The sequence below is a fragment of the Streptomyces sp. CB01201 genome (assembly GCF_002803085.1).
GTDB classification, from domain to species: domain Bacteria; phylum Actinomycetota; class Actinomycetes; order Streptomycetales; family Streptomycetaceae; genus Streptomyces; species Streptomyces hundungensis.
Genome location: NZ_NNBJ01000019.1, coordinates 1 through 21,751, shown reverse-complemented (window position 1 = coordinate 21,751; position 21,751 = coordinate 1). Strand labels below are relative to the sequence as shown.

At 70.7% G+C, this 21,751-nt stretch carries 23 protein-coding genes; 6 read left to right on the top strand and 17 right to left on the bottom strand.

What is annotated here, in order from left to right:
• Window positions 1–55: 55 nt before the first annotated feature.
• The 3 genes from CG740_RS31450 to CG740_RS31440 all read right to left on the bottom strand — a co-directional run bounded on the left by CG740_RS31450 (window position 56) and on the right by CG740_RS31440 (window position 1,430).
• Window positions 56–367 carry a pore-forming ESAT-6 family protein gene (locus tag CG740_RS31450; RefSeq protein ID WP_100578699.1) on the bottom strand — a complete coding sequence of 104 codons (312 nt, stop codon included), beginning with the start codon at window positions 365–367 and terminating at the stop codon, window positions 56–58.
• A gap of 19 nt (window positions 368–386) precedes the next feature.
• Window positions 387–722, bottom strand: a complete 336-nt coding sequence (locus CG740_RS31445; RefSeq protein ID WP_100578698.1) for a hypothetical protein — start codon at window positions 720–722, stop codon at window positions 387–389.
• 243 nt (window positions 723–965) lie between these two features.
• Window positions 966–1,430 carry an ATP-binding protein gene (locus tag CG740_RS31440; RefSeq protein ID WP_384500046.1) on the bottom strand — a complete coding sequence of 155 codons (465 nt, stop codon included), beginning with the start codon at window positions 1,428–1,430 and terminating at the stop codon, window positions 966–968.
• 112 nt (window positions 1,431–1,542) lie between these two features.
• Here CG740_RS31440 and CG740_RS31435 point away from each other — a divergent pair, with 112 nt between their 5' ends.
• Genes CG740_RS31435 through CG740_RS31425 form a run of 3 tightly spaced genes read left to right on the top strand, consistent with a single transcriptional unit; the run spans window position 1,543 to window position 3,417 of the window.
• Window positions 1,543–2,367: a helix-turn-helix domain-containing protein gene (locus tag CG740_RS31435; RefSeq protein WP_234376584.1), complete on the top strand. Its 825-nt coding sequence runs from the start codon at window positions 1,543–1,545 to the stop codon at window positions 2,365–2,367.
• The gene (locus tag CG740_RS31430; protein ID WP_100578695.1) at window positions 2,364–2,600 is read left to right on the top strand and encodes a DUF397 domain-containing protein; all 237 of its coding nucleotides are present in this window, start codon (window positions 2,364–2,366) and stop codon (window positions 2,598–2,600) included. The genes CG740_RS31435 and CG740_RS31430 overlap by 4 nt, the downstream gene beginning before the upstream one ends.
• Before the next feature lie 52 nt (window positions 2,601–2,652).
• A complete protein-coding gene (locus CG740_RS31425; protein WP_100578694.1) occupies window positions 2,653–3,417 on the top strand; it encodes a DUF4253 domain-containing protein in 765 nt (254 codons plus the stop codon).
• A gap of 420 nt (window positions 3,418–3,837) precedes the next feature.
• Here the strand turns inward: CG740_RS31425 and hemB are convergent, their stop codons facing one another.
• From hemB to CG740_RS31390, 6 genes are all read right to left on the bottom strand, one after another.
• Window positions 3,838–4,827 (bottom strand): porphobilinogen synthase, encoded by a 990-nt coding sequence (gene hemB / locus CG740_RS31415; protein WP_100578693.1) that lies wholly within the window; start codon window positions 4,825–4,827, stop codon window positions 3,838–3,840.
• A gap of 470 nt (window positions 4,828–5,297) precedes the next feature.
• Window positions 5,298–6,944 carry a uroporphyrinogen-III synthase gene (locus CG740_RS31410; protein WP_100578692.1) on the bottom strand — a complete coding sequence of 549 codons (1,647 nt, stop codon included), beginning with the start codon at window positions 6,942–6,944 and terminating at the stop codon, window positions 5,298–5,300.
• A complete protein-coding gene (gene hemC, locus CG740_RS31405) occupies window positions 6,941–7,900 on the bottom strand; it encodes a hydroxymethylbilane synthase (protein ID WP_100578691.1) in 960 nt (319 codons plus the stop codon). The genes CG740_RS31410 and hemC overlap by 4 nt, the downstream gene beginning before the upstream one ends.
• Window positions 7,897–9,483: a glutamyl-tRNA reductase gene (locus CG740_RS31400; protein WP_100578690.1), complete on the bottom strand. Its 1,587-nt coding sequence runs from the start codon at window positions 9,481–9,483 to the stop codon at window positions 7,897–7,899. Before CG740_RS31400 ends, hemC begins: the two co-directional genes overlap by 4 nt.
• Window positions 9,480–10,259 (bottom strand): redox-sensing transcriptional repressor Rex, encoded by a 780-nt coding sequence (locus CG740_RS31395; RefSeq protein WP_100578689.1) that lies wholly within the window; start codon window positions 10,257–10,259, stop codon window positions 9,480–9,482. Before CG740_RS31395 ends, CG740_RS31400 begins: the two co-directional genes overlap by 4 nt.
• A gap of 344 nt (window positions 10,260–10,603) precedes the next feature.
• Complete coding sequence (locus CG740_RS31390; RefSeq protein WP_100578688.1) at window positions 10,604–10,888, bottom strand: glutaredoxin family protein; 285 nt, start codon at window positions 10,886–10,888, stop codon at window positions 10,604–10,606.
• A gap of 138 nt (window positions 10,889–11,026) precedes the next feature.
• Between CG740_RS31390 and CG740_RS31385 the strand changes: the two genes are divergently transcribed.
• From CG740_RS31385 to CG740_RS31375, 3 genes are all read left to right on the top strand, one after another.
• Window positions 11,027–11,977, top strand: a complete 951-nt coding sequence (locus CG740_RS31385) for an HAD family hydrolase (RefSeq protein ID WP_100578687.1) — start codon at window positions 11,027–11,029, stop codon at window positions 11,975–11,977.
• A 407-nt stretch (window positions 11,978–12,384) separates the two neighbouring features.
• Window positions 12,385–13,173, top strand: a complete 789-nt coding sequence (locus CG740_RS31380) for an ECF subfamily RNA polymerase sigma factor, BldN family (RefSeq protein WP_053724590.1) — start codon at window positions 12,385–12,387, stop codon at window positions 13,171–13,173.
• 270 nt (window positions 13,174–13,443) lie between these two features.
• Window positions 13,444–14,628, top strand: a complete 1,185-nt coding sequence (locus tag CG740_RS31375) for a DUF5667 domain-containing protein (protein ID WP_100578686.1) — start codon at window positions 13,444–13,446, stop codon at window positions 14,626–14,628.
• 137 nt (window positions 14,629–14,765) lie between these two features.
• On the opposite strand, the gene CG740_RS31370 is transcribed toward CG740_RS31375, so the two are convergent.
• The 8 genes from CG740_RS31370 to CG740_RS31335 all read right to left on the bottom strand — a co-directional run bounded on the left by CG740_RS31370 (window position 14,766) and on the right by CG740_RS31335 (window position 21,672).
• On the bottom strand, window positions 14,766–15,827 hold the full coding sequence (locus CG740_RS31370; RefSeq protein WP_100578685.1) for a lysophospholipid acyltransferase family protein: 1,062 nt from the start codon (window positions 15,825–15,827) through the stop codon (window positions 14,766–14,768).
• A 14-nt stretch (window positions 15,828–15,841) separates the two neighbouring features.
• The gene (locus CG740_RS31365; RefSeq protein ID WP_100578684.1) at window positions 15,842–16,924 is read right to left on the bottom strand and encodes an NAD-dependent epimerase/dehydratase family protein; all 1,083 of its coding nucleotides are present in this window, start codon (window positions 16,922–16,924) and stop codon (window positions 15,842–15,844) included.
• A 192-nt stretch (window positions 16,925–17,116) separates the two neighbouring features.
• Complete coding sequence (locus CG740_RS31360) at window positions 17,117–17,215, bottom strand: 30S ribosomal protein bS22 (RefSeq protein ID WP_003948845.1); 99 nt, start codon at window positions 17,213–17,215, stop codon at window positions 17,117–17,119.
• Window positions 17,216–17,335: 120 nt separating this feature from the next.
• On the bottom strand, window positions 17,336–17,548 hold the full coding sequence (locus CG740_RS31355; protein ID WP_159030439.1) for a helix-turn-helix domain-containing protein: 213 nt from the start codon (window positions 17,546–17,548) through the stop codon (window positions 17,336–17,338).
• A 128-nt stretch (window positions 17,549–17,676) separates the two neighbouring features.
• A complete protein-coding gene (locus CG740_RS31350; protein WP_100578682.1) occupies window positions 17,677–18,492 on the bottom strand; it encodes a phosphatase in 816 nt (271 codons plus the stop codon).
• 136 nt (window positions 18,493–18,628) lie between these two features.
• Window positions 18,629–19,804 (bottom strand): acetoin utilization protein AcuC, encoded by a 1,176-nt coding sequence (locus CG740_RS31345; RefSeq protein ID WP_100578813.1) that lies wholly within the window; start codon window positions 19,802–19,804, stop codon window positions 18,629–18,631.
• Complete coding sequence (locus CG740_RS31340; RefSeq protein ID WP_100578681.1) at window positions 19,773–20,984, bottom strand: MFS transporter; 1,212 nt, start codon at window positions 20,982–20,984, stop codon at window positions 19,773–19,775. Before CG740_RS31340 ends, CG740_RS31345 begins: the two co-directional genes overlap by 32 nt.
• 43 nt (window positions 20,985–21,027) lie before the next feature.
• Window positions 21,028–21,672, bottom strand: coding sequence for an HAD family hydrolase (locus tag CG740_RS31335; RefSeq protein ID WP_100578680.1), 645 nt, complete (start codon window positions 21,670–21,672; stop codon window positions 21,028–21,030).
• Window positions 21,673–21,751 lie beyond the last annotated feature (79 nt).

Sequence of the window (21,751 nt, the reverse complement as noted above, 5' to 3'; positions counted from 1 at the left end):
GCCAAACCCCCGTTCTTGTGTCCTCGTGAATCAACCACTGCCCCCGAGTGCTGTCTCAGCCGATGGCGTCGACGGCGGATTTGGCCTTGGAGAGGGTGGAGTGGGCGGTGCCGTCGTTGAGTTCGAGGGTTCCCCGCACGAGCCGGATGATCTCGCGGACCTCGGTGGCGGCCTTGTTCCAGCGCAGTTCCTTGCCGTGGTACTCGTCCGAGACGCCGTCGGCGGTGAACTCGGCCATGGCGGCCTTCACGGCGCGGTCGCGGTCGTTGAGCACGCGTTCCAGGTGGCCGACGATGCCGGCCAGACCGCCCTGCACTTCGGTGGAGGCTCCGGTGTCGTAGCTGAGCCGGTCCTGGTTGTGACCCATGTTCCTGATCCCCCGGTGGTCAGCGGCGTGCGCCGAAGCGGGCCGCGTCGAAGTTGGCCGCCGACATGTTCTTGTGGGCGTTGGACTCCTGCTCGTGGTCACCTGCGTTGAACGCGGTGTCCATGCCGGACTGGCCGCCCAGAATGTCCTGGAGCGAACCGTTCAGGTCGTTGGTGATCTCGTCGGCATGCGCCTTGAACGAGTCGAACGCGGCCTTCCCGGACCCGTTGAACTTCCCCTCCAGCGGATCCGCCGCCGCGATCAACTGCCGGATCAGCGACCCCAGATCGGAGCTCGACCCTTCCGTGCTCTTCCCCAGATCGGACAGAGTCGTGGACCCCATGTCGAACTTCATGCACACACCCCCGCATAGTCATCGCCAGCAGGCCGGGCTACGGCGGCTTTCCCCCTGCGCACCCCGCACCCCACTGGACCAGATCAATGTCTATCGAACGCGCGTTGCAGACGCAACGCGGTTCCGAGCCAAGGGTGCGAGGTCAAGCCATGCCACTTCCTGGTTCGTGAACGAAAACCTCGTAGCCGGTGGCCATCGCAGCCGCCGGTTCGACGGCGCGACCTGGCGGTCCGAACCGGCACCCTACGCAGCGCCCCCCGACCCGAATCCGACCGTTCCAAGATCCGAGCCATCGCCGGATTCACCGCCCGGGCAAATGAACTCACACCACACGAATTTGCCCGGCTCCCGCTCCCCCACACCCCACTTGTCGGCCAGCACGTCCACCAGCACCAGCCCACGGCCGCCCTCGTCCGTACCGCCCGCCCCCTCGGCAACCCGGGGCACCCCGCCCCCACTGTCGTGCACCTCGACCCGCAGCACGGCCCCCTCCCACAGCCGGAGCCGCAACAGGAACCCGCGCCCCGGCGGCACCCCGTGCAGCAGCGCGTTCGTCGCCAGCTCGCTGACGCACAGCGCGATGCCGTCGAGCCGGTGGAAGAACCCCCAGTCGACGACGGCGCCGGTCGCGAACTTCCGTGCGGCGGGGACGGATTGGCGCTCACGGGGATAGAACTTCTCCCGCATTTCGTTCTCGCTCATGGTCATGGGGGGAGAGTTACGGAGGACGCCTGGGGTGGTGCAGTGGCCCGACCCGTACACAAATTCTGTACGGGTCCCGGATGCGTAACGTACGTACCCCTGAGGGGAGTTGGCAGGCATGCGCCCCAGCAAGCGAACCCGGAAGAACGCGTCGACGATGAAGATGGTCGGCGCCCTCGTGGCGGAGTTCCGCGCGGCCGCCGGCCTGACCCAGCGCGAACTGGGCCAACGCGTGCTGCTGCACACGGAGATGATCGCCTCGATCGAGCAGGGCCGCCGCCCGCTGAAACCCGACCTGGCCCGCTCCCTCGACGCCCTCCTGGATACCAAGCGCGCCCTACAGACGGCCGTCGCCAACATGCCGGACATCGACCTGATCCCGGCGTGGGCCGAGGAGTACATGGACCTGGAGCGCGAGGCCATCGCCCTGTCCTGGTTCGAGAACCAGGTACTGCCCGGCCTGCTCCAGACCGAGAACTACGCGCGGGCGGTGTTCCTCAGCAAAGTGCCCGCGATGAGCGAGGACGAGATCAACGCGCAGGTCGCTGCGCGGCTGGAGCGGCAGGAGATACTGCACCGGAAGGAGCCGCCGACGATCAGTTTCGTCATCGCGGAGGCAGTCCTGATGGCCCGCCTAGGTGGTGATGAAGTATTTCGGGAAGCGTTGGAACATCTGCGCCGGTGCGCCGACCTCCCAGGCCTGACTCTTCAGATCATGCCCGTGAACCTGAAGCGCCACGCGGCCCTGGACGGCCCATTCACCCTGTTGGAGACGCCGGACCATCAGCTCCTCGGCTACACCGAGACACAACGCGGAAGCCAAATCATCACTGATCCCGACGAGGTGAGCATCCTGGCTCAGAGGTATGCGATGCTGCGAACACAGGCCCTCAACACAGAGGACACCAAGGGCCTGTTGGACCGTTGGCTAGGAGAGCAATGAGCATCGCCTCACTGAAGTGGTTCAAGTCCAGCTACAGCGGCAGCGACGGCGGCCAGTGCCTCGAAATGGCCTGCGCCTGGCGGAAGTCGAGCTACAGCGGCAGCGAGGGCGGGGCGTGCGTCGAGGTGGCGGCACACCCTCAGGCCATCCACATCCGGGACTCCAAGAACCCGGACGGCCCCGCGCTCACCCTGAACCCCACCGCCTGGCGGACCTTCGTAGCGGAACTCTGAGCTCCGCCCCGGTCGCGCGGGCGTTGTCAGTGGGGGGACCTACATTCGGGGCATGGCGATGCTTGCGAATCCACTCCCTCAGCTGACGGCCGACCCGACGGGCAAGGCGCTGGGCCTCGGCCTGCCGCCGGGCAGGGTGGTCGGCCCGGCGGCCGAACCGCTGCTCTGGTACGCGGACGATCCGGCGGGCCCGGAGGACTGGGCGCGCCTGGCCCCGGCGCGCAGGGCGGCGGGTCTGCATCCCGTACTGCTGGGCGGGATACGGAAGTTGGCGGACTGGGAGCTGGCCCCGGAGGCGATGTCGTACCCGGGCGACCATGACGCCGAGGACGTACTGGAAGAGTTCTGGGCGGCGTACGCGGAGGGCGAGCTGGGCCTTGAGGCGGCGGCCTGGCCCGGCCTGGCGGAGGCGCCCGAGCTACAGGAAGATCCCGACCGCAGGGCGGCCGAGGTCGCGGCCGGGGTCGCGGCGGCGGCCGAGGGGCATCTGAAAGGTGCCCGCGCGGCACTGGTCCCGGCCCGCCGCAGCGCGGATGTGCCGGCGGCCCTTGGCTGGTGCGGCCCTGCGGACCACGAGCAGGACGTGGCCCGGCTGTGCGCGGTGCTGAGGTCGTGGGAGGACAGGTTCGGGGTGCGCGTGGTGGGCCTGAGCCCCGAGAGCCTGACGGTGTCGGTGGCGGCCCCGCCGACGGACCGGGACGAAGCGGTGGTGCTCGCGGCGGAACACTTCGCGTTCTGCCCGGACACGATAGTGACCGATCTGGCGGAGCACGCGAAGTCCCTTCGAGAACAGTCGAGTTGGACGTTCCGCTGGTGACGGTCCCGGCTCACCCCGAGGGCGAGGCGTTCCCTTCGGCAGGACGACCGAGCGGCTGCACGTCTCGCAGGCCGGGTGAGCCAGGCGGTCCGGAAACAGGAACGCGCCCTGGACGCCGTCCTGTTCGAGCGGACCAGCCGGCCGGTGCGCCGCGCCTCGATCGGAGCGCAGCCGGCCGCCGAGCCGCGGCACGGCCAGGAGGCAGTCCAGGCTGTCCAGGCCGCCCTCGCACAGGCTGGGTCGCGTGCCCGGGAGATGTCCGCGCCGCTATCGATCGACCAGCTCAACACCCACGTGGCGCGCTACCGCACCTACCCCGCGCCTTCGCCCGCGGCGCAGCGGAGCCGGCTGACGCACCCGTCCAGGTTCCCGGGGGGCGCTGAGCGCCGGCGCCGCCGCGTTCTACAGACGAGGCCGAGGTCAGAGGCCTCGGGCCACCTCGGTGGCCCAGTACGTGAGGATCATGTTCGCGCCGGCCCGCTTGATGCCGGTCAGGGTTTCCAGGATCGCCCGGTCGCGGTCGATCCAGCCCTTCTCCGCCGCCGCCTCGACCATCGCGTACTCGCCGCTGATCTGGTACGCCGCGACCGGCACGTCCACCGACTCGGCGACCTTGGCCAGAATGTCGAGATAGGGGCCGGCCGGCTTGACCATCACCATGTCCGCGCCCTCGGCCAGGTCGAGCGCCAACTCCCGCATGGATTCACGGGTGTTGGCGGGGTCCTGCTGGTACGTCTTGCGGTCGCCGCGCAGCGACGAGCCGACGGCCTCGCGGAAGGGGCCGTAGAACGCGGAGGAATACTTCGCGGTGTAGGCCAGGATCGACACGTCCTCGTGGCCGGTCTGGTCCAACGCGTCGCGGATGACGCCGACTTGGCCGTCCATCATGCCGGAGGGGCCCACGACGTGGACGCCCGCGTCGGCCTGGACCTGGGCCATCTCGGCGTAGCGCTCCAGGGTGGCGTCGTTGTCGACGCGGCCGTCGGCGTCGAGCACGCCGCAGTGGCCGTGGTCCGTGTACTCGTCCAGGCACAGATCGGACATGATGACGAGGTCGTCGCCGACCTCTTCGCGCACGGCGCGGATGGCGACCTGGAGGATGCCGTCGGGGTCCGTCCCGGCCGTGCCGGCCGCGTCCTTCTTCTCGTCCTCCGGAACGCCGAACAGCATGATCCCGGCGACGCCCGCGCCGACCGCCTCGACGGCGGCCTTCCGCAGGGTGTCCAGGGTGTGCTGGGCCACGCCCGGCATGGCCTGGATCGGGACGGGCTCGGTGATCCCTTCCCGTACGAACGCGGGGAGGATGAGGTCGGCGGGGTGCAGCTGGGTCTCCGCGACCATGCGGCGCATGGCGGGGGTGGTGCGCAGCCGACGGGGCCGGGCCCCGGGGAAGGATCCGTACTCAGTCATGACGTACACGCTACGCCGGTCGCGGGGGGTGTTTTCCCCGCCCCACCCCTTCCCGCAACCCTCCGGGGGTGGATGGTGACAGCCGACCTTCCGGGGCTGCGCCCCGGGCCCCCGGATGCGTTCGGCTGCGGACCGCGGGGGCCGTTCGCGCAGTTCCCCGCGCCCCTGACCCCGTTCTCGTCCGTCCAACGTGCGTGGCCGTTCGCGCAGTTCCCCGCGCCCCCAACCCCGTTTCCGTGTGCGGGCCGTGGTCGCTTCTCGCGCAGTTCCTCGCGCCCCTAAAGGCTCGGTGCTGGCCCGCATCGGCATCCTCAGCCCGTCATGGGGGTCCCCCCTGGCCCTTAAGGCCTTGGGGGAGTTTGAGGACGAGCGCCGTTCAGGCGCGAACGGGGTCTGGGGCGGAGCCCCAGGGGCCGGAACCGACCCACCCCGAGCCCCGGGCAGGGGCCCGGGGCTCCGCGTGGCCCGGGTTATGTCGTGCGGCGGCGCCGCGCGCCGGGGCGGCGCTCGCTGGGGCGCGTGACGTGCTCGCCCGCCGAAACCGCCGCGTCCCGCCGCGCCGCACCGAAGTCCGCCAGAGCCTGCGCCAGCTTGTGGACGGACGGCTCCGGAGCCATCACGTCCACCCGCAGCCCGTGCTCCTCCGCCGTCTTGGCCGTGGCGGGGCCGATGCACGCGATGACGGTCACGTTGTGCGGCTTGCCCGCGATGCCCACCAGGTTGCGCACCGTGGAGGACGAGGTGAACAGGACCGCGTCGAAGCCGCCGCCCTTGATCGCCTCACGCGTGTCGGCCGGCGGCGGCGAGGCCCGTACCGTCCGGTAGGCCGTGACGTCGTCGACCTCCCAGCCCAGCTCGATCAGACCGGCCACCAGCGTCTCGGTGGCGATGTCGGCGCGGGGCAGGAAGACGCGGTCGATCGGGTCGAAGACCGGGTCGTAGGGCGGCCAGTCCTCCAGGAGCCCCGCCGCCGACTGCTCGCCGCTGGGCACCAGGTCCGGCTTGACGCCGAACTCGACCAGCGAGGCCGCCGTCTGCTCGCCCACCGCGGCGACCTTGATCCCCGCGAAGGCGCGGGCATCGAGCCCGTACTCCTCGAACTTCTCGCGGACCGCCTTCACCGCGTTGACGCTGGTGAACGCGATCCACTCGTACCGGCCGGTCACCAGACCCTTGACCGCGCGCTCCATCTGCTGGGGCGTGCGCGGGGGTTCGACGGCGATCGTCGGCACCTCGTGCGGCACGGCTCCGTACGACCTGAGCTGGTCGGAGAGCGAGGCCGCCTGCTCCTTCGTACGGGGTACGAGCACGCGCCAGCCGAACAGCGGCTTGGACTCGAACCACGACAGCTGGTCGCGCTGGGCGGGGGCACTGCGCTCGCCGACCACGGCTATGACCGCCTGGTGCCCGTCCGGCGAGGGCAGCACCTTCGCCTGCTTGAGCACCTGGGCGACCGAGCCGAGCGTCGCGGACCAGGTCCGCTGACGGGTCGTGGTGCCCGCGATCGTCACGGTCATGGGGGTGTCGGGCTTACGGCCCGCCGACACCAGCTCGCCGGCCGCGGCCGCGACCGTCTCCAGGGTGGTGGACACGACCACCGTGCCGTCGCTCGCACCGACCTCGGCCCAGCACCGCTCGGAGGCGGTACGGGCGTCGACGAAGCGGACGTCGGCGCCACCGGCCCCGCTCAGCGGCACACCGGCGTACGCCGGCACACCGACCGCGGCGGCCACGCCCGGCACCACCTCGAAGGGGATGCCCTCGGAGGCACAGGCCAGCATCTCGCCGGCCGCGTCGCCGTCCAGGCCCGGGTCGCCGGACACCGCACGGACGACCCGCCTGCCGGAGCGCGCGGCCTCCATGACAAGATTGGCGGCATCCCGCAACACAGGGATCCCGGCGGTTGTTGACGCCTCGTCAATAACCGTCAGCTGAGGCGTGTCCACACCTGCCCGCGCATGCGCGCGAACAACGTCGAGCACAGCCGGCTCGGCGATCAGGACGTCGGCGGACGCCAGCGCCTCCACGGCGCGCAGCGTCAGCAGCCCGGGGTCACCGGGTCCGGCACCGAGGAAGGTGACGTTTCCGGCTGCGGTGGGGTGGGTCGTGGGGCTCAAAGTGCTCGCTCCCCCATAAGACCGGCCGCACCCTTGGCGAGCATCTCGTCCGCGAGTTCGCGTCCGAGGGCCATCGCCTCGTCGTGCGACGTGGGTACGGGACCGGTGGTGGACAGCTGCACCAGCGAGGAACCGTCGGTGGTACCGACAACTCCGCGCAGGCGCATCTCATGAACAACCTGCCCGTCGGCCAGAAGGTCGGCCAACGCACCCACAGGTGCGCTACAGCCGGCCTCCAGGGCGGCGAGCAGGGACCGCTCGGCGGTCACGGCGGCCCGGGTGAGCGGGTCGTCGAGCTCGGCGAGCGTGGCGACGAGGCCGGCATCGGCTGCCGTGCACTCGATCGCCAGTGCCCCCTGGCCGGGGGCGGGCAAAACGGTGTCGACCGACAGGTAGTCGGTCACGACGTCGCTGCGTCCGATGCGGTTGAGCCCGGCGGCGGCCAGGACCACCGCGTCGAGCTCGCCCTTGGTGACGTATCCGACGCGGGTGTCGATGTTGCCGCGGATCGGCACGGTCTCGATGGTGCGGCCGTGGCTGCGGGCGTACGCGTTGAGCTGTGCCATCCGGCGCGGCGAACCGGTGCCGACGCGGGCGCCGTCCGGAAGCTGCTCGAAGGTCAGCCCGTCGCGGGCGACCAGCACGTCACGCGCGTCCTCGCGCGCCGGGATCGCGGCGAGCACCAGGTCGGGGTGCTCGGCGGTCGGCAGGTCCTTGAGGGAGTGCACCGCGAAGTCGACGTCGCCGCGCAGCAGCGCCTCGCGCAGCGCCACGACGAACACACCGGTGCCGCCGATCTGCGCGAGGTGCTCGCGGGAGGTGTCGCCGTACGTGGTGATCTCCACCAGTTCGACCTGACGTCCGGTCAACTGCCGTACGGCGTCGGCCACATGGCCGGACTGGGCCATGGCGAGCTTGCTGCGCCTGGTCCCGAGTCTCAGTGCTTTCTCGGTCATGACCGCCCTCGGTTCTTGACATCGGCGTCGTTCAGATCGGCCCGGGAGACGGCGGCCACCGTCTCGGGGTCGAGGTCGAAGAGAGTGCGCAGCGCGTCCGCGTACCCGGCGCCGCCGGGCTCGGCCGCGAGCTGCTTGATCCGCACGGTCGGGGCGTGCAGAAGCTTGTCGACGACGCGGCGCACGGTCTGGGTGACCTCGGAGCGCTGCTTGTCGTCGAGGTCCGGCAGCCGGCCCTCCAGGCGGGCGACCTCGCCGGCCACGACCTCGGCGGCCATGGCGCGCAGCGCGACCACCGTGGGCGTGATGTGCGCGGCCCGCTGGGCGGCGCCGAACGCGGCCACCTCGTCGGAGACGATCGCGCGCACCCGGTCCACGTCGGCGGCCATCGGGGCGTCGGCGGAGGCCTCGGCGAGCGACTCGATGTCGACGAGCCGCACCCCGGGCACCCGGTGCACGGCGGCGTCGATGTCCCGCGGCATCGCGAGGTCGAGCAGCGCCAGCTTCACGGGCCCGGCCGGTACCGGAACGTCGCGGCGCTCGCGCGGGATCCGCCGCTGGGTGTTCTCGGCCCAACTGCCGTGCAGCTCAAGGGAGTCGGCGTCCGTTTCGGCGGTCGCGCCGTCGGCCCTGAGCGCCTCGTCGACCACCCCGAACCCGGCCACCGCGGCACCCGCGGCCGCCGAGCCGGAGAAGCCCACGGGGCACCCCGGGGCCGGCGCGACATCCACGAGCGGCACCGGGTCCACCAGGCTCTCGCCGACCGCGGCGGCGACGGCCTCGCCGGTCAGCACCAGACCCGTGGCGCCCGTACAGGACACCGCGATGTCGACTCGTGTCAGTTCCCGCGCCACATCGGCCATCGGCACGGCTCGGGCGGCCGTGCCCGACTCGCCGAGGATCTCGGCCAGGCGCTCGGCGCGGGCGTGGGTGCGGTTGGCGACCACGACCTCGTCGATGCCGATCCGGCCGAGCGTCGCGGCGGCGAGCGAGGACATCGAACCCGCGCCGATGACCAGCGCGCGCTTGCCCTTGGCCCAGTCCTCGACGGGCGCCCCGGCGGCCAGCTGCTCAAGGCCGAAGGTGACGAGCGACTGCCCGGCCCGGTCGATGCCGGTCTCGCTGTGGGCGCGCTTGCCGACCCGCAGCGCCTGCTGGAACAGGTCGTTCAACAGCCGCCCGGCGGTGTGCAGTTCCTGCCCGAGCGCGAGGGTGTCCTTGATCTGGCCGAGGATCTGGCCCTCGCCGACGACCATCGAGTCCAGGCCGCAGGCCACCGAGAAGAGGTGGTGGACGGCCCGGTCCTCGTAGTGGACGTAGAGATAGGGGGTGAGCTCTTCGAGGCCGACGCCGCTGTGCTGGGCGAGCAGCGTGGAGAGCTCGGCGACACCCGCGTGGAACTTGTCCACGTCCGCGTACAGCTCGATGCGGTTGCAGGTGGCGAGCACGGCCGCCTCGGCGGCGGGCTCGGCGGCGAGGGTGTCGTGGAGCAGCTTGGCCTGCGCGTCCGCGGAGAGGGAGGCCCGCTCCAGGACGCTGACGGGGGCGCTGCGGTGGCTGAGGCCGACGACCAGGAGGCTCATGCCGGCATCACGGCGGGCATGTCCCCGTCCGGTCCCTTCCGGCCACTGCCCGCGGCGCGCACCGGCGGCACCACGGCGGCGGCCGAGGCGGCCGCCTCGGCGACGGCGGCTTCCTCGCCGGCCTTGCGCTGCTCGTGGAAGGCCAGGATCTGGAGCTCGATGGAGAGGTCGACCTTGCGCACGTCGACACCGTCGGGCACCGAGAGCACGGTCGGCGCGAAGTTCAGGATGGAGGTCACCCCGGCCGCGACCAGCCGGTCGCAGACCTGCTGGGCGGCGCCCGCCGGGGTCGCGATGACCCCGATGGAGACGCCGTTCTCGCTGATGATCTTCTCCAGGTCGTCGGTGTGCTGCACCGGCATCCCGGCCACCGGCTTCCCGGCCATCGCGGGGTCGGCGTCTATCAGGGCGGCGACCCGGAAACCACGCGAGGCGAAGCCGCCGTAGTTGGCGAGGGCCGCGCCGAGGTTACCGATACCGACGATCACAACCGGCCAGTCCTGGGTCAGCCCCAGTTCCCGGGAGATCTGGTAGACGAGATACTCGACGTCGTACCCGACGCCACGGGTGCCGTACGACCCGAGGTACGAGAAGTCCTTGCGCAGCTTCGCGGAGTTGACCCCCGCGGCGGCCGCGAGTTCCTCCGAGGAGACCGTCGGCACGGAGCGCTCGGAGAGACCGGTGAGCGCACGCAGATACAGCGGAAGCCTGGCGACGGTGGCCTCGGGGATTCCTCGGCTTCGGGTCGCCGGTCGGTGAGTTCGGCCAGTTGCCACGGTGCTCCTGCGGGATGAGCGGGGCTGTAGGCGGCCACATGTCCCAAGGCCGCCCCGTCGGATGCAGGCTATGTCTTTGTGAACGCGTGCACAAAGATGGTGTCCGCTTTGTCCGAGCAAAGTGACCGGGCTCACGCGAGTCGAGGAGGGAATCGCGGAACCGCAGACGGGTTCAGTCCGTTCAGGACCCGAAGGGGGCAAAGCCGCACACTCTCCTCACAGCGATACCCCCGAATCACAGCAAAACGACCACGATGGTAACCGCAACTATTGCGATCCCCATCATTTGGCTGCTCAACCGCTCAGGGCCGAGCGCCCCGGAAAAAGCGGTCGACCGCCCGGGTTCAACCGGTCAGCGCGGTCTTGAGACGTACGGGGTCCACGCGCCAGAAGGTGTGCTGCTCGCCGTCGACGAGCACGACCGGGATCTGCTCCCAGTACTCCTTGTGCAGCGCCTCGTCCTGCGTGATGTCCTTCTTCTCCCAGGCCGCGCCCGTCTCGGCGCACACGGCCTCGATCACCTCCTGGGCGTCGTCGCACAGATGGCAACCGGGCTTCCCGATCAAGGTGACCACCCGGTCGGCAGGGTTCCCGCCCGGCTTCTTCGTACGTCGCAGCAAGGGACTCATGCCTTCCATTCTCCCGCCCCGGGCACCCCGGGGACCCATAAGCCCGGATCGTCCGCTTAACACGACGGCCTCGGAGAGTTCACGCCATCGCATACCGACGCGTCGGGAAGTCCCGAACAGACTGGCTATGCTCACGGCATGGCCGTACTGGGATGGCTCACCCCTCGTAGGCGCTCGGCGACAGCACGCAGCGTGCTGGCCGGCGAGGCCGCAGCCGAGGCAGCCCGCAAGTCCTCGCAGGAACTGGCAGAGCTGGCGGAACTGGCACAGGCCAACGCCGACGAGACCCCGTCGGAGCCCGAGTTCCCCGTCGTCGGGGACGACCTGGCCGCCGCCTTCTTCGACCTCGACAACACCGTGATGCAGGGCGCCGCCCTGTTCCACTTCGGGCGCGGCCTGTACAAGCGGAAGTTCTTCCAGCGCCGCGAGCTCGCCCGCTTCGCCTGGCAGCAGGCCTGGTTCCGGCTGGCCGGCGTCGAGGACCCCGAGCACATGCAGGACGCCCGCGACAGCGCGCTGTCCATCGTCAAGGGCCACCGCGTCTCCGAGCTGATGTCGATCGGCGAGGAGATCTACGACGAGTACATGGCCGACCGCATCTGGCCCGGCACCCGCGCGCTCGCCCAGGCCCACCTGGACGCCGGCCAGAAGGTCTGGCTGGTGACGGCCGCACCGGTCGAGACCGCCACGATCATCGCCCGCCGTCTCGGCCTGACCGGCGCGCTCGGCACGGTCGCCGAGTCCGTCGGCGGCGTCTATACGGGACGCCTGGTGGGCGAACCGCTGCACGGGCCCGCCAAGGCCGAGGCGGTCCGGGCGCTCGCCGCCGCCGAGGGGCTCGACCTCAGCCGGTGTGCCGCGTACAGCGATTCGCACAACGACATCCCGATGCTCTCGCTCGTCGGCCACCCCTATGCCATCAACCCCGACGCCAAACTCCGCAAGCACGCCCGCGAGCGCGAGTGGCGGCTGCGGGACTACCGCACCGGCCGCAAGGCCGCGAAGGTCGGCATCCCGGCCGCGGCCGGGGTCGGCGCGCTGGCGGGCGGCACGGCCGCAGCCGTCGCCCTGCACCGCCGCCGGCGCTAGCCGGAGCCGGCCGGCGCCGTCCGGGCCGGGCGCGCCCGGGGGCCCTTTCGCCACTGTCCGCAGCCACGCGCGCCTGCCGGCCGCCGTCAGCCCGCCGGAATATTCGATTGTGTGGGTTTCGCCCCCACCCCCTTGGCCCGCCAGCCCCGTTGCCCACACCCGGGCACAACAGATCTCCGGCGCGGACAGATCCGAAAGCAACTCGATCAACTTCCGCTCACGATGTGCGACTTGAACAGACGCATAGACGTAACAGAAGCGACGGAATCGACGATTTGAGCAACTGGGTGTAGCGCTCCCTGCACGAAGCGTTATTCTCCTCAGACGCAATCCGGAACCCGCACATCGCCACGATGGGTGAACAGTTCCGCACTGCACGTGATGGAAGCTCTGCCTCTGGGAGTCCCGTGTACCCACACGTCGGGGTTGACGCCTCGGGCCTGGCTACGCTGCGCGGGGCGGTCGTCGACCGCCTGCGCGTCTTCGTCCCCACCGCGTACGCCGGCGCCCCTGCCTTCGCCACCGCAACACCCGTCGGGCCCTGCTACGCCCTGGCCGACGGTGGTGCCGCAGTCGGTAGACGGAGCGGCGGCCGCAGCACGGGCACGTCCGCGACGCCCACCGCCCGCCGGCCCACCGCCGACAGCGACAGCGCCCGCATGATGGACCTCGTCGAGCGCGCCCAGGCCGGTGAGGCCGACGCCTTCGGCCGGCTCTACGACCAGTACAGCGACACCGTCTACCGCTACATCTACTACCGCGTCGGCGGTAAGGCGACGGCCGAGGACCTCACCAGCGAGACGTTCCTGCGCGCCCTGCGCCGGATCTCCACCTTCACCTGGCAGGGCCGCGACTTCGGCGCCTGGCTGGTCACGATCGCGCGCAACCTGGTCGCCGACCACTTCAAGTCGAGCCGCTTCCGGCTCGAAGTGACCACCGGCGAAATGCTCGACGCCAACGAGGTCGAGCGTTCCCCCGAGGACTCCGTCCTGGAGTCGCTCTCCAACGCCGCCCTGCTCGAAGCCGTGCGCAAGCTCAATCCCCAGCAGCAGGAGTGCGTCACCCTGCGGTTCCTCCAGGGCCTCTCGGTCGCCGAGACCGCCCGGGTCATGGGCAAGAACGAGGGCGCGATCAAGACCCTCCAGTACCGGGCCGTACGCACCCTGGCCCGGCTCCTGCCGGACGACGCTCGCTGATCGCCCGGCCTTCCGGAACCACCCGACGACCCGCCCCAGGCGGGTCCAACTCACCGTCCGTGAGCATTCGATGACGCTGTGGTCCGATCATCTTTCGTCTCATCTTTCGTCCGTAACCCAAGTGCCGCGTCCGTCGTTGTGCGGGATGCAGGCTCCCTGCGGTCACGCCATGCCCACAGCTGCTCACTCGATCGTGTGGATGTGCTCAAGGCGTGCAACCTTCCAGGCCCCTTGGGGAGTCGACCGTGATGACGAGAGGAGGTGCCGCCAGTGATCGCGAACGTATCGGCGCACCGGCGGGCGAACGCCTTCGCCCAGGCCCTGGAAGAAGCCTCGGCGGCCGACCAGGAGACACCCGAGACCGGGCCGGCCGAACAGGCCGACACCGGCGGGCTGTTGACCCTGGCGGGTGGGCTCGGCGAACTGCCGAAACCGGAGATGGACCCGCAGGTCAAGATCGAGCAGCGGGCGCTGCTCATGGCCGAGATGGAGCGAATGTTCGCCGGCGGCGGTGCCGCCGACCCTCAGGTGCCCGAGCAGCGGACCGGCCGCGGCGCCCACCGGGCGACGTCGCTCCGGAAATTGCGACCCCGCTCCCGCTGGTCCAAGGGCATTGCGGCGGGGGGGCTCAGCATCGGCGTGGCCGCGGGCGCGTTCAGCGGAGTGGCCGCTGCCAGTTCCGACGCCCTCCCCGGTGATTCCCTGTACGGGCTGAAGCGGGGCATGGAAGACCTCAAGCTCGGCATGGCCGACGACGACGCCAGCCGGGGTGAGCTCTACCTCGACCAGGCCTCGACCCGGCTCTCCGAGGCGAGACGCCTGCTGGAGAGAGGGCGCTCCGGCGACCTCAATCACGAGCAGCTCGGCGAGGTCCGGCGCGCCCTCAGCGGCATGGAGCACGACGCCTCCGAGGGCCACCGCCTGCTGCACCAGGCCTACGCCCGGGACGGCTCCATCGGCCCCATCGCCGCGCTCAACTCCTTCTCCCAGGCGCACCGCGAGACCTGGAGCAAACTGCGCGGCAAGCTGCCCCCGCAGCTGAACGACGTCGGCAACAAGGTGACGTCGGTCTTCACCGCCATAGACCAAGAGGTTCAGCCGCTTCAGTCGCTGCTGCCCAAGACGTCCTCCAAGACGCACACCCGGCAGGACACCACCTCGCACCCCGGCGGCACCTCGGGCGCGACCCGCCCGTCCGCGCCGTCCTCGTCCAGCGCCTCCGGCCACAGCACCCCCGGCCAGAGCGGAAAGCCGCCGCAGCAACCGTCCGGCTCGCCCTCGAACGAGGGCCTCCTGGGCGGAAACACGGGCGGCCTGTTCGAGCCGGGTACGGGCAGCACCACCCCCGCCCCGCCCCACAAGTCGGCCAAGCCTCCGGTGCCGGACGTCACCCTGCCCCCGCTCCTGCCGGGCCTGCTGCCGGGCCTGGGCATCGACGAGGAGAAGGCGGACTAGCCGGAGCCTGAAGTACGTGCGCGAACGTGTGAGGGGCCGGGACATTTCCCGGCCCCTCACACGCGTATCCGTCACACGCGCATCCCTCACACGCGTACCGGAAGCCGCTCCCGTACGCACCGGCAGAACGGCAACCGTCAGAAGAACACGGACCGCCGCTGCACGAGCAGCTTGTACAGCGTGTGCTGGATCTGTTCGCGCACCTGGTCGGTCAGGTTGAACATCAGCATCGGGTCCTCCGCCGCCTCCGGCGGATAGCCGTCCGTCGGGATCGGCTCGCCGAACTGGATCGTCCACTTCGTCGGCAGCGGCACCAGGCCGGCCGGGCCCAGCCAAGGGAACGTCGGCGTGATCGGGAAGTACGGGAAGCCGAGAAGGCGGGCCAGCGTCTTGGCGTTGCCGATCATGGGGTAGATCTCCTCGGCCCCCACGATCGAACACGGCACGATCGGCGTGCCCGTCTTCAGCGCGGTCGACACGAAGCCGCCCCGCCCGAAGCGCTGCAACTTGTACCGCTCGCCGAACGGCTTGCCGATCCCCTTGAACCCCTCGGGCATCACGCCCACCACCTCGCCCCGCTCCAGGAGCGCCTCGGCATCCTCCGAACAGGCAAGGGTGTGACCGGCCTTGCGGGCCAGCTCGTTGACGACCGGCAGCATGAACACCAGGTCCGCCGCGAGCAGCCGCAGATGGCGGCCCGCCGGATGGTGGTCGTGCACGGCCACCTGCATCATCAGGCCGTCCAGCGGAAGCGTCCCGGAGTGGTTGGCGACGACCAGCGCCCCGCCCTCGGCCGGGATGTTCTCGACGCCCTTCACCTCCACCCGGAAGTACTTGTCGTAGAACGGCCGCAGCACCGACATCAGGACCTGGTCGGTGAGCTCCTTGTCGTAGCCGAACTCGTCGACGTCGTACTCACCCGTGATCCGCCGCCGCAGGAACGACAGGCCGCCGGCGATCCGCCGGTCCCAGCCGCCCTGTTCCCGCGGTGCCTCCGCAGAGGGCTCCGCGGCCCGCTCCGCGCCCTCCTGGGCCCCGGGCAGGGCACTGACGGGTGCAGTGGGTACAGCGGGTGCAGCGAGCGGCTGCGGCCCGGGCTCGGCCTTGCGGCGGCCCGGGACCGCACGCCTGCGGCCGGTGCGCTGCGCGCTCTGGCGCGAGCGGTCGTCGTCGAACGGGATGACCTTGGCGTCCGCCATCGTTGGTGCGCTCCTCATTCCGCGTTCGAAGGGGTGGTGGCCCGGGCTCGCGTCCCGCCCGGGAAGGGCGCGAACGGCAGCCCCGCCACCCGGTCCACAGCCCTGGCCAGCGAGTCCGGCGGCAGCAGCCCCGGGCCCCGGCTGCGGGCGAAGTCGGCGAACGTCTCGGCGGTCGTGTACTTGGGTTCGTAGCCCAGTGTCTCGCGCATCTGGAGGGTACTGACCACCCTGCCGTGCGTGAGCAAACGAATCTGCTCCGGCGAGAAGTCGGTCACCCCGACCGTTCTGAGCGCCGTCCCGACCCAGCGCACCGCCGGGAGCAGCACCGGCACCGTGGGCCGGCCGAGGCGCCGCGAGCACTGGGACAGGAGCAGCACGCCCTCCCCCGCGACGTTGAAGGTGCCGCTGTTGAGCGTGCCGCGCCGCGGCTCGCCGGAGGCGATGCGCAGCACGTCGATGACGTCGTCCTCGTGGACGAACTGGAGCCGCGGGTCGTAGCCGAGGACGGTCGGCAGCACGGCCAGCGAGAAGTACTCGGCGAGCGGTGAATCGGCGCTCGGCCCCAGGATGTTCGCGAACCGCAGGACGCACACCGCGACGTCCGGCCGGCGCCGGGCGAAGCCGCGCACATAGCCCTCGACCTCGACGGCGTCCTTCGCGAAGCCGCCGCTGGGCAGCGACTTGGGCGGCGTCGTCTCGGTGAACACCGCGGGATCGCGCGGCGCGGACCCGTACACGCTGGTGCTCGACTTCACGACGAGCCGTCTGACCGTCGGCGACTTCTGGCAGGCGCCGAGCAGCTGCATCGTCCCGATGACGTTGGTTTCCTTGACCGTGGCACGGCCGCCGCCGGAGCCGAGCGGCGTCCCGGTCACATCCATGTGCACGACGGTGTCCACCGCGTACTCGGCGAGCACGCGGGCGATCGCCGGCTGGCGGATGTCCGCCCGCACGAAATCGGCACCGCCCAATGGGTGCTCCGGCCGGACGACATCGACCCCGATCACCCGGTCGACCTCGGGATCGCGCTGGATCCGCCGCACAAGGCGACCGCCCAGCTGCCGGGCCACTCCGGTGACGAGCACGACCTTCCCCAAGATCAGCGCCTTCCTTCGGCCTTAGGTACGCCCCTACGCCCTGTGCGCCACCGTAGCGGCTGGATGTTGCGCGGCGATGACCCCGTGCCCGCGCATGGCCGAGAAACCGCCTCGGCGACCGCGTCCGGATACGCCACAGCCCTCCCACCGATCATCCGGCGGGAGGGCTGTGAACTCACGAACAGCGCTCGCTTACTTCTTGTTGCGACGCTGAACGCGCGTGCGCTTGAGCAGCTTGCGGTGCTTCTTCTTGGCCATCCGCTTGCGCCGCTTCTTGATAACAGAGCCCACGACTACCCTCGCTCACTTCTTCTCACTTGGTGCGGGGCGTCTGGGCCCACACGACCTACGTCGGCCTAGCCTACCTGCCGCCGAGTGAGGGACGTAATCCGAGGGGAGCGCGAGGCTCCGTCAGGCTGTTTCCACCCCCACAAAGGACTCGCGGAGATACTCGTGAACTGCTTGCTCCGGGACCCGGAAGGACCTGCCCACCCTGATCGCCGGCAGATGACCGCTGTGCACCAAGCGGTACACGGTCATCTTCGACACTCGCATCACCGAGGCGACTTCCGCCACGGTCAGGAACTTGACCTCGTTGAGAGGCCTGTCACTCCCAGCAGCCATGACCCACCTGTACCTTCCGCACCGAACGCGCACCGGCTTCCCCTCCGGTGACTCAACGTCGCTGTGCGCTCACTCCCCAGACTAGGTGCGGGTGGTGCGAGTGGGGAAGAGGAGCTGCGATCGGCCGCCTACTGTGACAGACACGCTCGATTGAGTACATAGCGAGTAAGCGGGCGGTAGTAATCGGACCGCACGGCGTCATCAAGCGGAACGGCCACGGCCACCCGCCCCTCGGCCTCGCCGACGAACAGCGCGGGGTCGTCCGTATCGGCCAGACCGACCGCCTCAATACCGAGCTGACCTGCTCCGCAGACCCATCCGTGATCTCCGATCACAAGGTCGGGAACCCCTCCGGAACCCCCCGCCGCAGCCCCCAGGGCGAGCCGGATCGGGAGCGGGGAATGGGTGTGTGCGCCGGTCTCGCCACCGGCTCCCCGCGCGCCGGGTTCCCGCACCAACGCGACTCCCCGTACGTAGTCAAGGTTGTACGTACGTACCCCGAACCGGGTCGTTATGTCGACAGAGCTACCCTGCGCGGGGGTGAGGACAGAGCACCCCGCCGCCGACAAAGCGTCCGCCAACGCGACGTAGAACCCCAGCAGCCGGTGCGGATGCCCGGTGCCGAGGAGCACCGCGCCGCGCCGCCCGGCCACCTCGCCGAGCCGCTCCGCGAAGGCGTCGAGCCCCGCCAGCGTCCGCTCCGGGTCGATGACATCGGGCCCGCTCACATGCCGGGGATCGTCGCTCACCCCGCACTTGTCCGCCATCAGGCGCAGCAAGTCCCTTTCGCCCCAACCCCGTTCGGGGTCGAGCCCGAGCATGACCCGGGGATCCCGCGCCGCGAACAGCCGGTAGCTGCGCAGGCTCTCCTCCCGCGAGGTGGCCACCGGCCCGGCCAGTCCGGCCGCCAGAAGATGCGCCCGCAGCGCCCCGATGCTCAACACCCGACGATGCTCCCGCAGTGAGCCCGCCGGGGCACCAATTTCCTTGTGCTGCCCCACAGTTGGCGTAACGGCGTCGCGGCCGCCGGGTCCTGCGGCAGCAGCCGCATCCGTCGAAAGGCGCCTCGGCGGCCAGGCCCTACGGCAGCAGCCCGCGCAGCGGAAACGCGGCCCGCCGCGTGGCGAGCACCGCCTGGTCGAGCCGGTTCGCCGGGTCGTACCCCTCGTCCCAGGACCGCCACGCCACGGTCCGCCCGTCCGTCATCCGGCCCGGCCCCAACTCCCTTGTGCGCGCGTACACTTCATCGCGCCACGACGAGGGCACCACCGACTCGGGATCGACCGGCGCATGTCCCGCGATCCCCACCAGATGCGTCCAGGACCGCGGCACCACGTCCACCACCGAGTAGCCGCCACCCCCGAGCGCCACCCACTTCGCCCCCTCGACGTACTCGTGCGCCAGCGAGTGGCAGGCCGCCTGTACGGCCCGCTGGGCGTCCAGCGACACGGCCAGGTGGGCCAGCGGATCCTCGAAGTGCGTGTCGGCCCCGTGCTGGGTGACGAGGACCTGTGGCCGGAAATCGGCGATGAGCTCCGGCACCACCGCGTGGAACGCCCGCAGCCACCCCTCGTCCCCCGTCCCGGCCGGCAGCGCGAGATTGACCGCGGACCCCTCGCCCGGCCCGTCCGCCCCGGTCTCCTCGGGCCAGCCGGTCCCGGGGAACAGCATCCGGGGGTGCTCGTGCATCGAGACGGTCAGGACCCGCGGATCCTCCCAGAACGCCGCCTGCACCCCGTCCCCGTGGTGCACGTCGACATCCACGTACGCGACCCGCTCGACGCCCAGCTCAAGCAGCCGCGCGATCGCGAGCGCGGCGTCGTTGTAGATGCAGAACCCGGCCGCCCCGCCCGGCATCGCGTGATGCAGGCCGCCGGCGAAGTTGACCGCGTGCGCGGCCTCCCCCGCCCACACCGCCTCGGCCGCGGCCACGGACTGCCCGGCGATCAGCGCGGACGCCTCGTGCATCCCGGCGAAGGCGGGATCGTCCACCGTCCCGAGCCCGTACGCGATGTCGGCCGCACGCGGGTTCGCGGACGCGGCCCGTACGGCATCGACGTAGTCCTGCCGGTGCACGAGCCGCAGCGTCGAGTCCCCCGCGGGCGGCGCCGCGACGATGTCCAGCCGCTTGTCGAGCCCGTACGCCCGCACCAGACCCATGGTCAGCGCGAGCCGCACCGGGTCCATCGGATGGCTCGACCCGAAGTCGTAGCGCGTGACAGCTTCATCCCACATCAACAGTGCGCGGCCGCTCATGCCCGCCACCGTATCGGGCGGCCTCCGAGCCGAACGAACGGGCGTACACCAGCGTCAGGAGCACCAGGACCATCGGCACGAGCATCGCCCCCCGATAGCTCCAGGCGTCACCGAGCGCCCCCACGAGCGGCGAGCCCACGAGGAACCCCACGTAGTTGAAGATGTTGAGCCGCGCGACCGCGGCATCGCTGGCCTCCGGGAACAGCCGTCCGGCCGCGGCGAACGTCTGCGGCACGATCACGCAGAGCCCGAACCCGAGCAGGGTGAATCCGGCCATGCCCACCCAGGGCCCCGGCGCGAGGGCCACCACACCGAACCCGGCAGCCGCGAGCACCGTCCCGAGCCGCACCACGGCCACCGCCCCGAACCTCCGCACCCCGAAGTCCCCGGCGGCCCGCCCGAGCAGCGTGGTCACCATGTAGACGTTGTACGGAACGGTCGAGAGCTGCTCGGAACTGCCCAGCGTGTCCTGGAGGTACTTGGCACTCCAGTTGGAGACCGTCGAATCCCCGATGTACGCGAAGCTCATCACCAGGCACAGCGGCAACAACAGCCGGAAGACGACGGGCTTGGCCCCGGGCACCCCTTCGGCCACCCCCTCGGCCACTTCACCGGCCGGCTCCCCGTCCACGTACCAGCGGCTCGCCACCAGACACACCGGCAGCAGCACGGCCACGACGGGCAGATACGACACGAGCAGCGACAGGTGCCAGTGCGCCCCCACCCAGGCCAGCGAGGCACCCCCGATCCCGCCGAGACTGTACGAGGCGTGGAACCCGAGCATGATGCTGCGCCCGTACGTGCGCTGGAGGCTGACCCCCAGCATGTTCATGGAGGCGTCGAGGGCCCCCACCGCCAGCCCGAACGCGCCGAGCGACAGCGCGGCCTGCCACATCCGGTCGCCCGCGCCGGCGCCGAGCAGCGCCAGGAGCACGGCGGGCTGCGCGAACCGCAGCACCACGCTCGGCCGCACCCGCTTGATCAGCTGCTCGGTGCAGACGCTGCCGACCCCCGCGAGGATCGGCACGGCCGCGAGGAAGACGGGCAGCAGCCCGTCGGATATTCCGTACCGGTCCTGGATCGCGGGTATGCGCGTCACCAGGAGGGCGAAAGCCATGCCCTGCGCGAAGAAACTCACCGCCAGGGACGCCCTGCCGTGCCGCAGGCGTACGTCTGTCATGGCGGCACAGCCTAGGGCCGTTACTTACTCCTGGGTAGAGAGATCACCCGAGCAATCCGAGTAGCTGTCCCATGTCGCCGAAGTACCCGTTGGCCCCGGCGAGCCGCTCGGCCGGCGTCATCGCCGTGAACGCGTACACGTCCATCCCCGCAGCCCGCGCCGCCTCGACGCCGAGGGGGCTGTCCTCGACGACGACGCACCGCTCGGGGGCGACGCCCATCCGCTCGGCCGCGTGCAGGAACAGGTCCGGCGCCGGCTTGCCGCGCCCGACGTCCTCCGACGAGAAGATCCACTCGTCCTCGAACCACTCGTCGAGCCCGGTCCTCAGGTGCCCGACCCTGATCCGCTCGTGACTCCCGGACGAGGCCACGCAGTACGGCACCCCGTCCGCCACGAGCTTTCCGAGTACGTCGGTGACGCCGGCGACGGGCTGGAGCTCCCGCTCGAACGCGGCGAAGATCCGGGCGTGCAGCGTCTCGTCGAAGTCGGCGGGCAGCGCCTGCCCGGTGCGTTCCTGGATCAGGTCGTGGACGCGGTGGATGGCGGCCCCCATGTAGTCACGGAGGGAGTCCTCGTACGAGGTGGCGTGGCCCAGTTCGGTCAGATAACCGGACAGGATGGTGTTCGAGATGGGCTCGCTGTCGACGAGCACGCCGTCGTTGTCGAAGATGATGAGGTCATAGCGCATGACTCGACCTTAAACGCAGAAAAGCCCCGCACCGTGACCCTGGGGGTCTGGTGCGGGGCTTTTCCCAAAAATTGTTCGG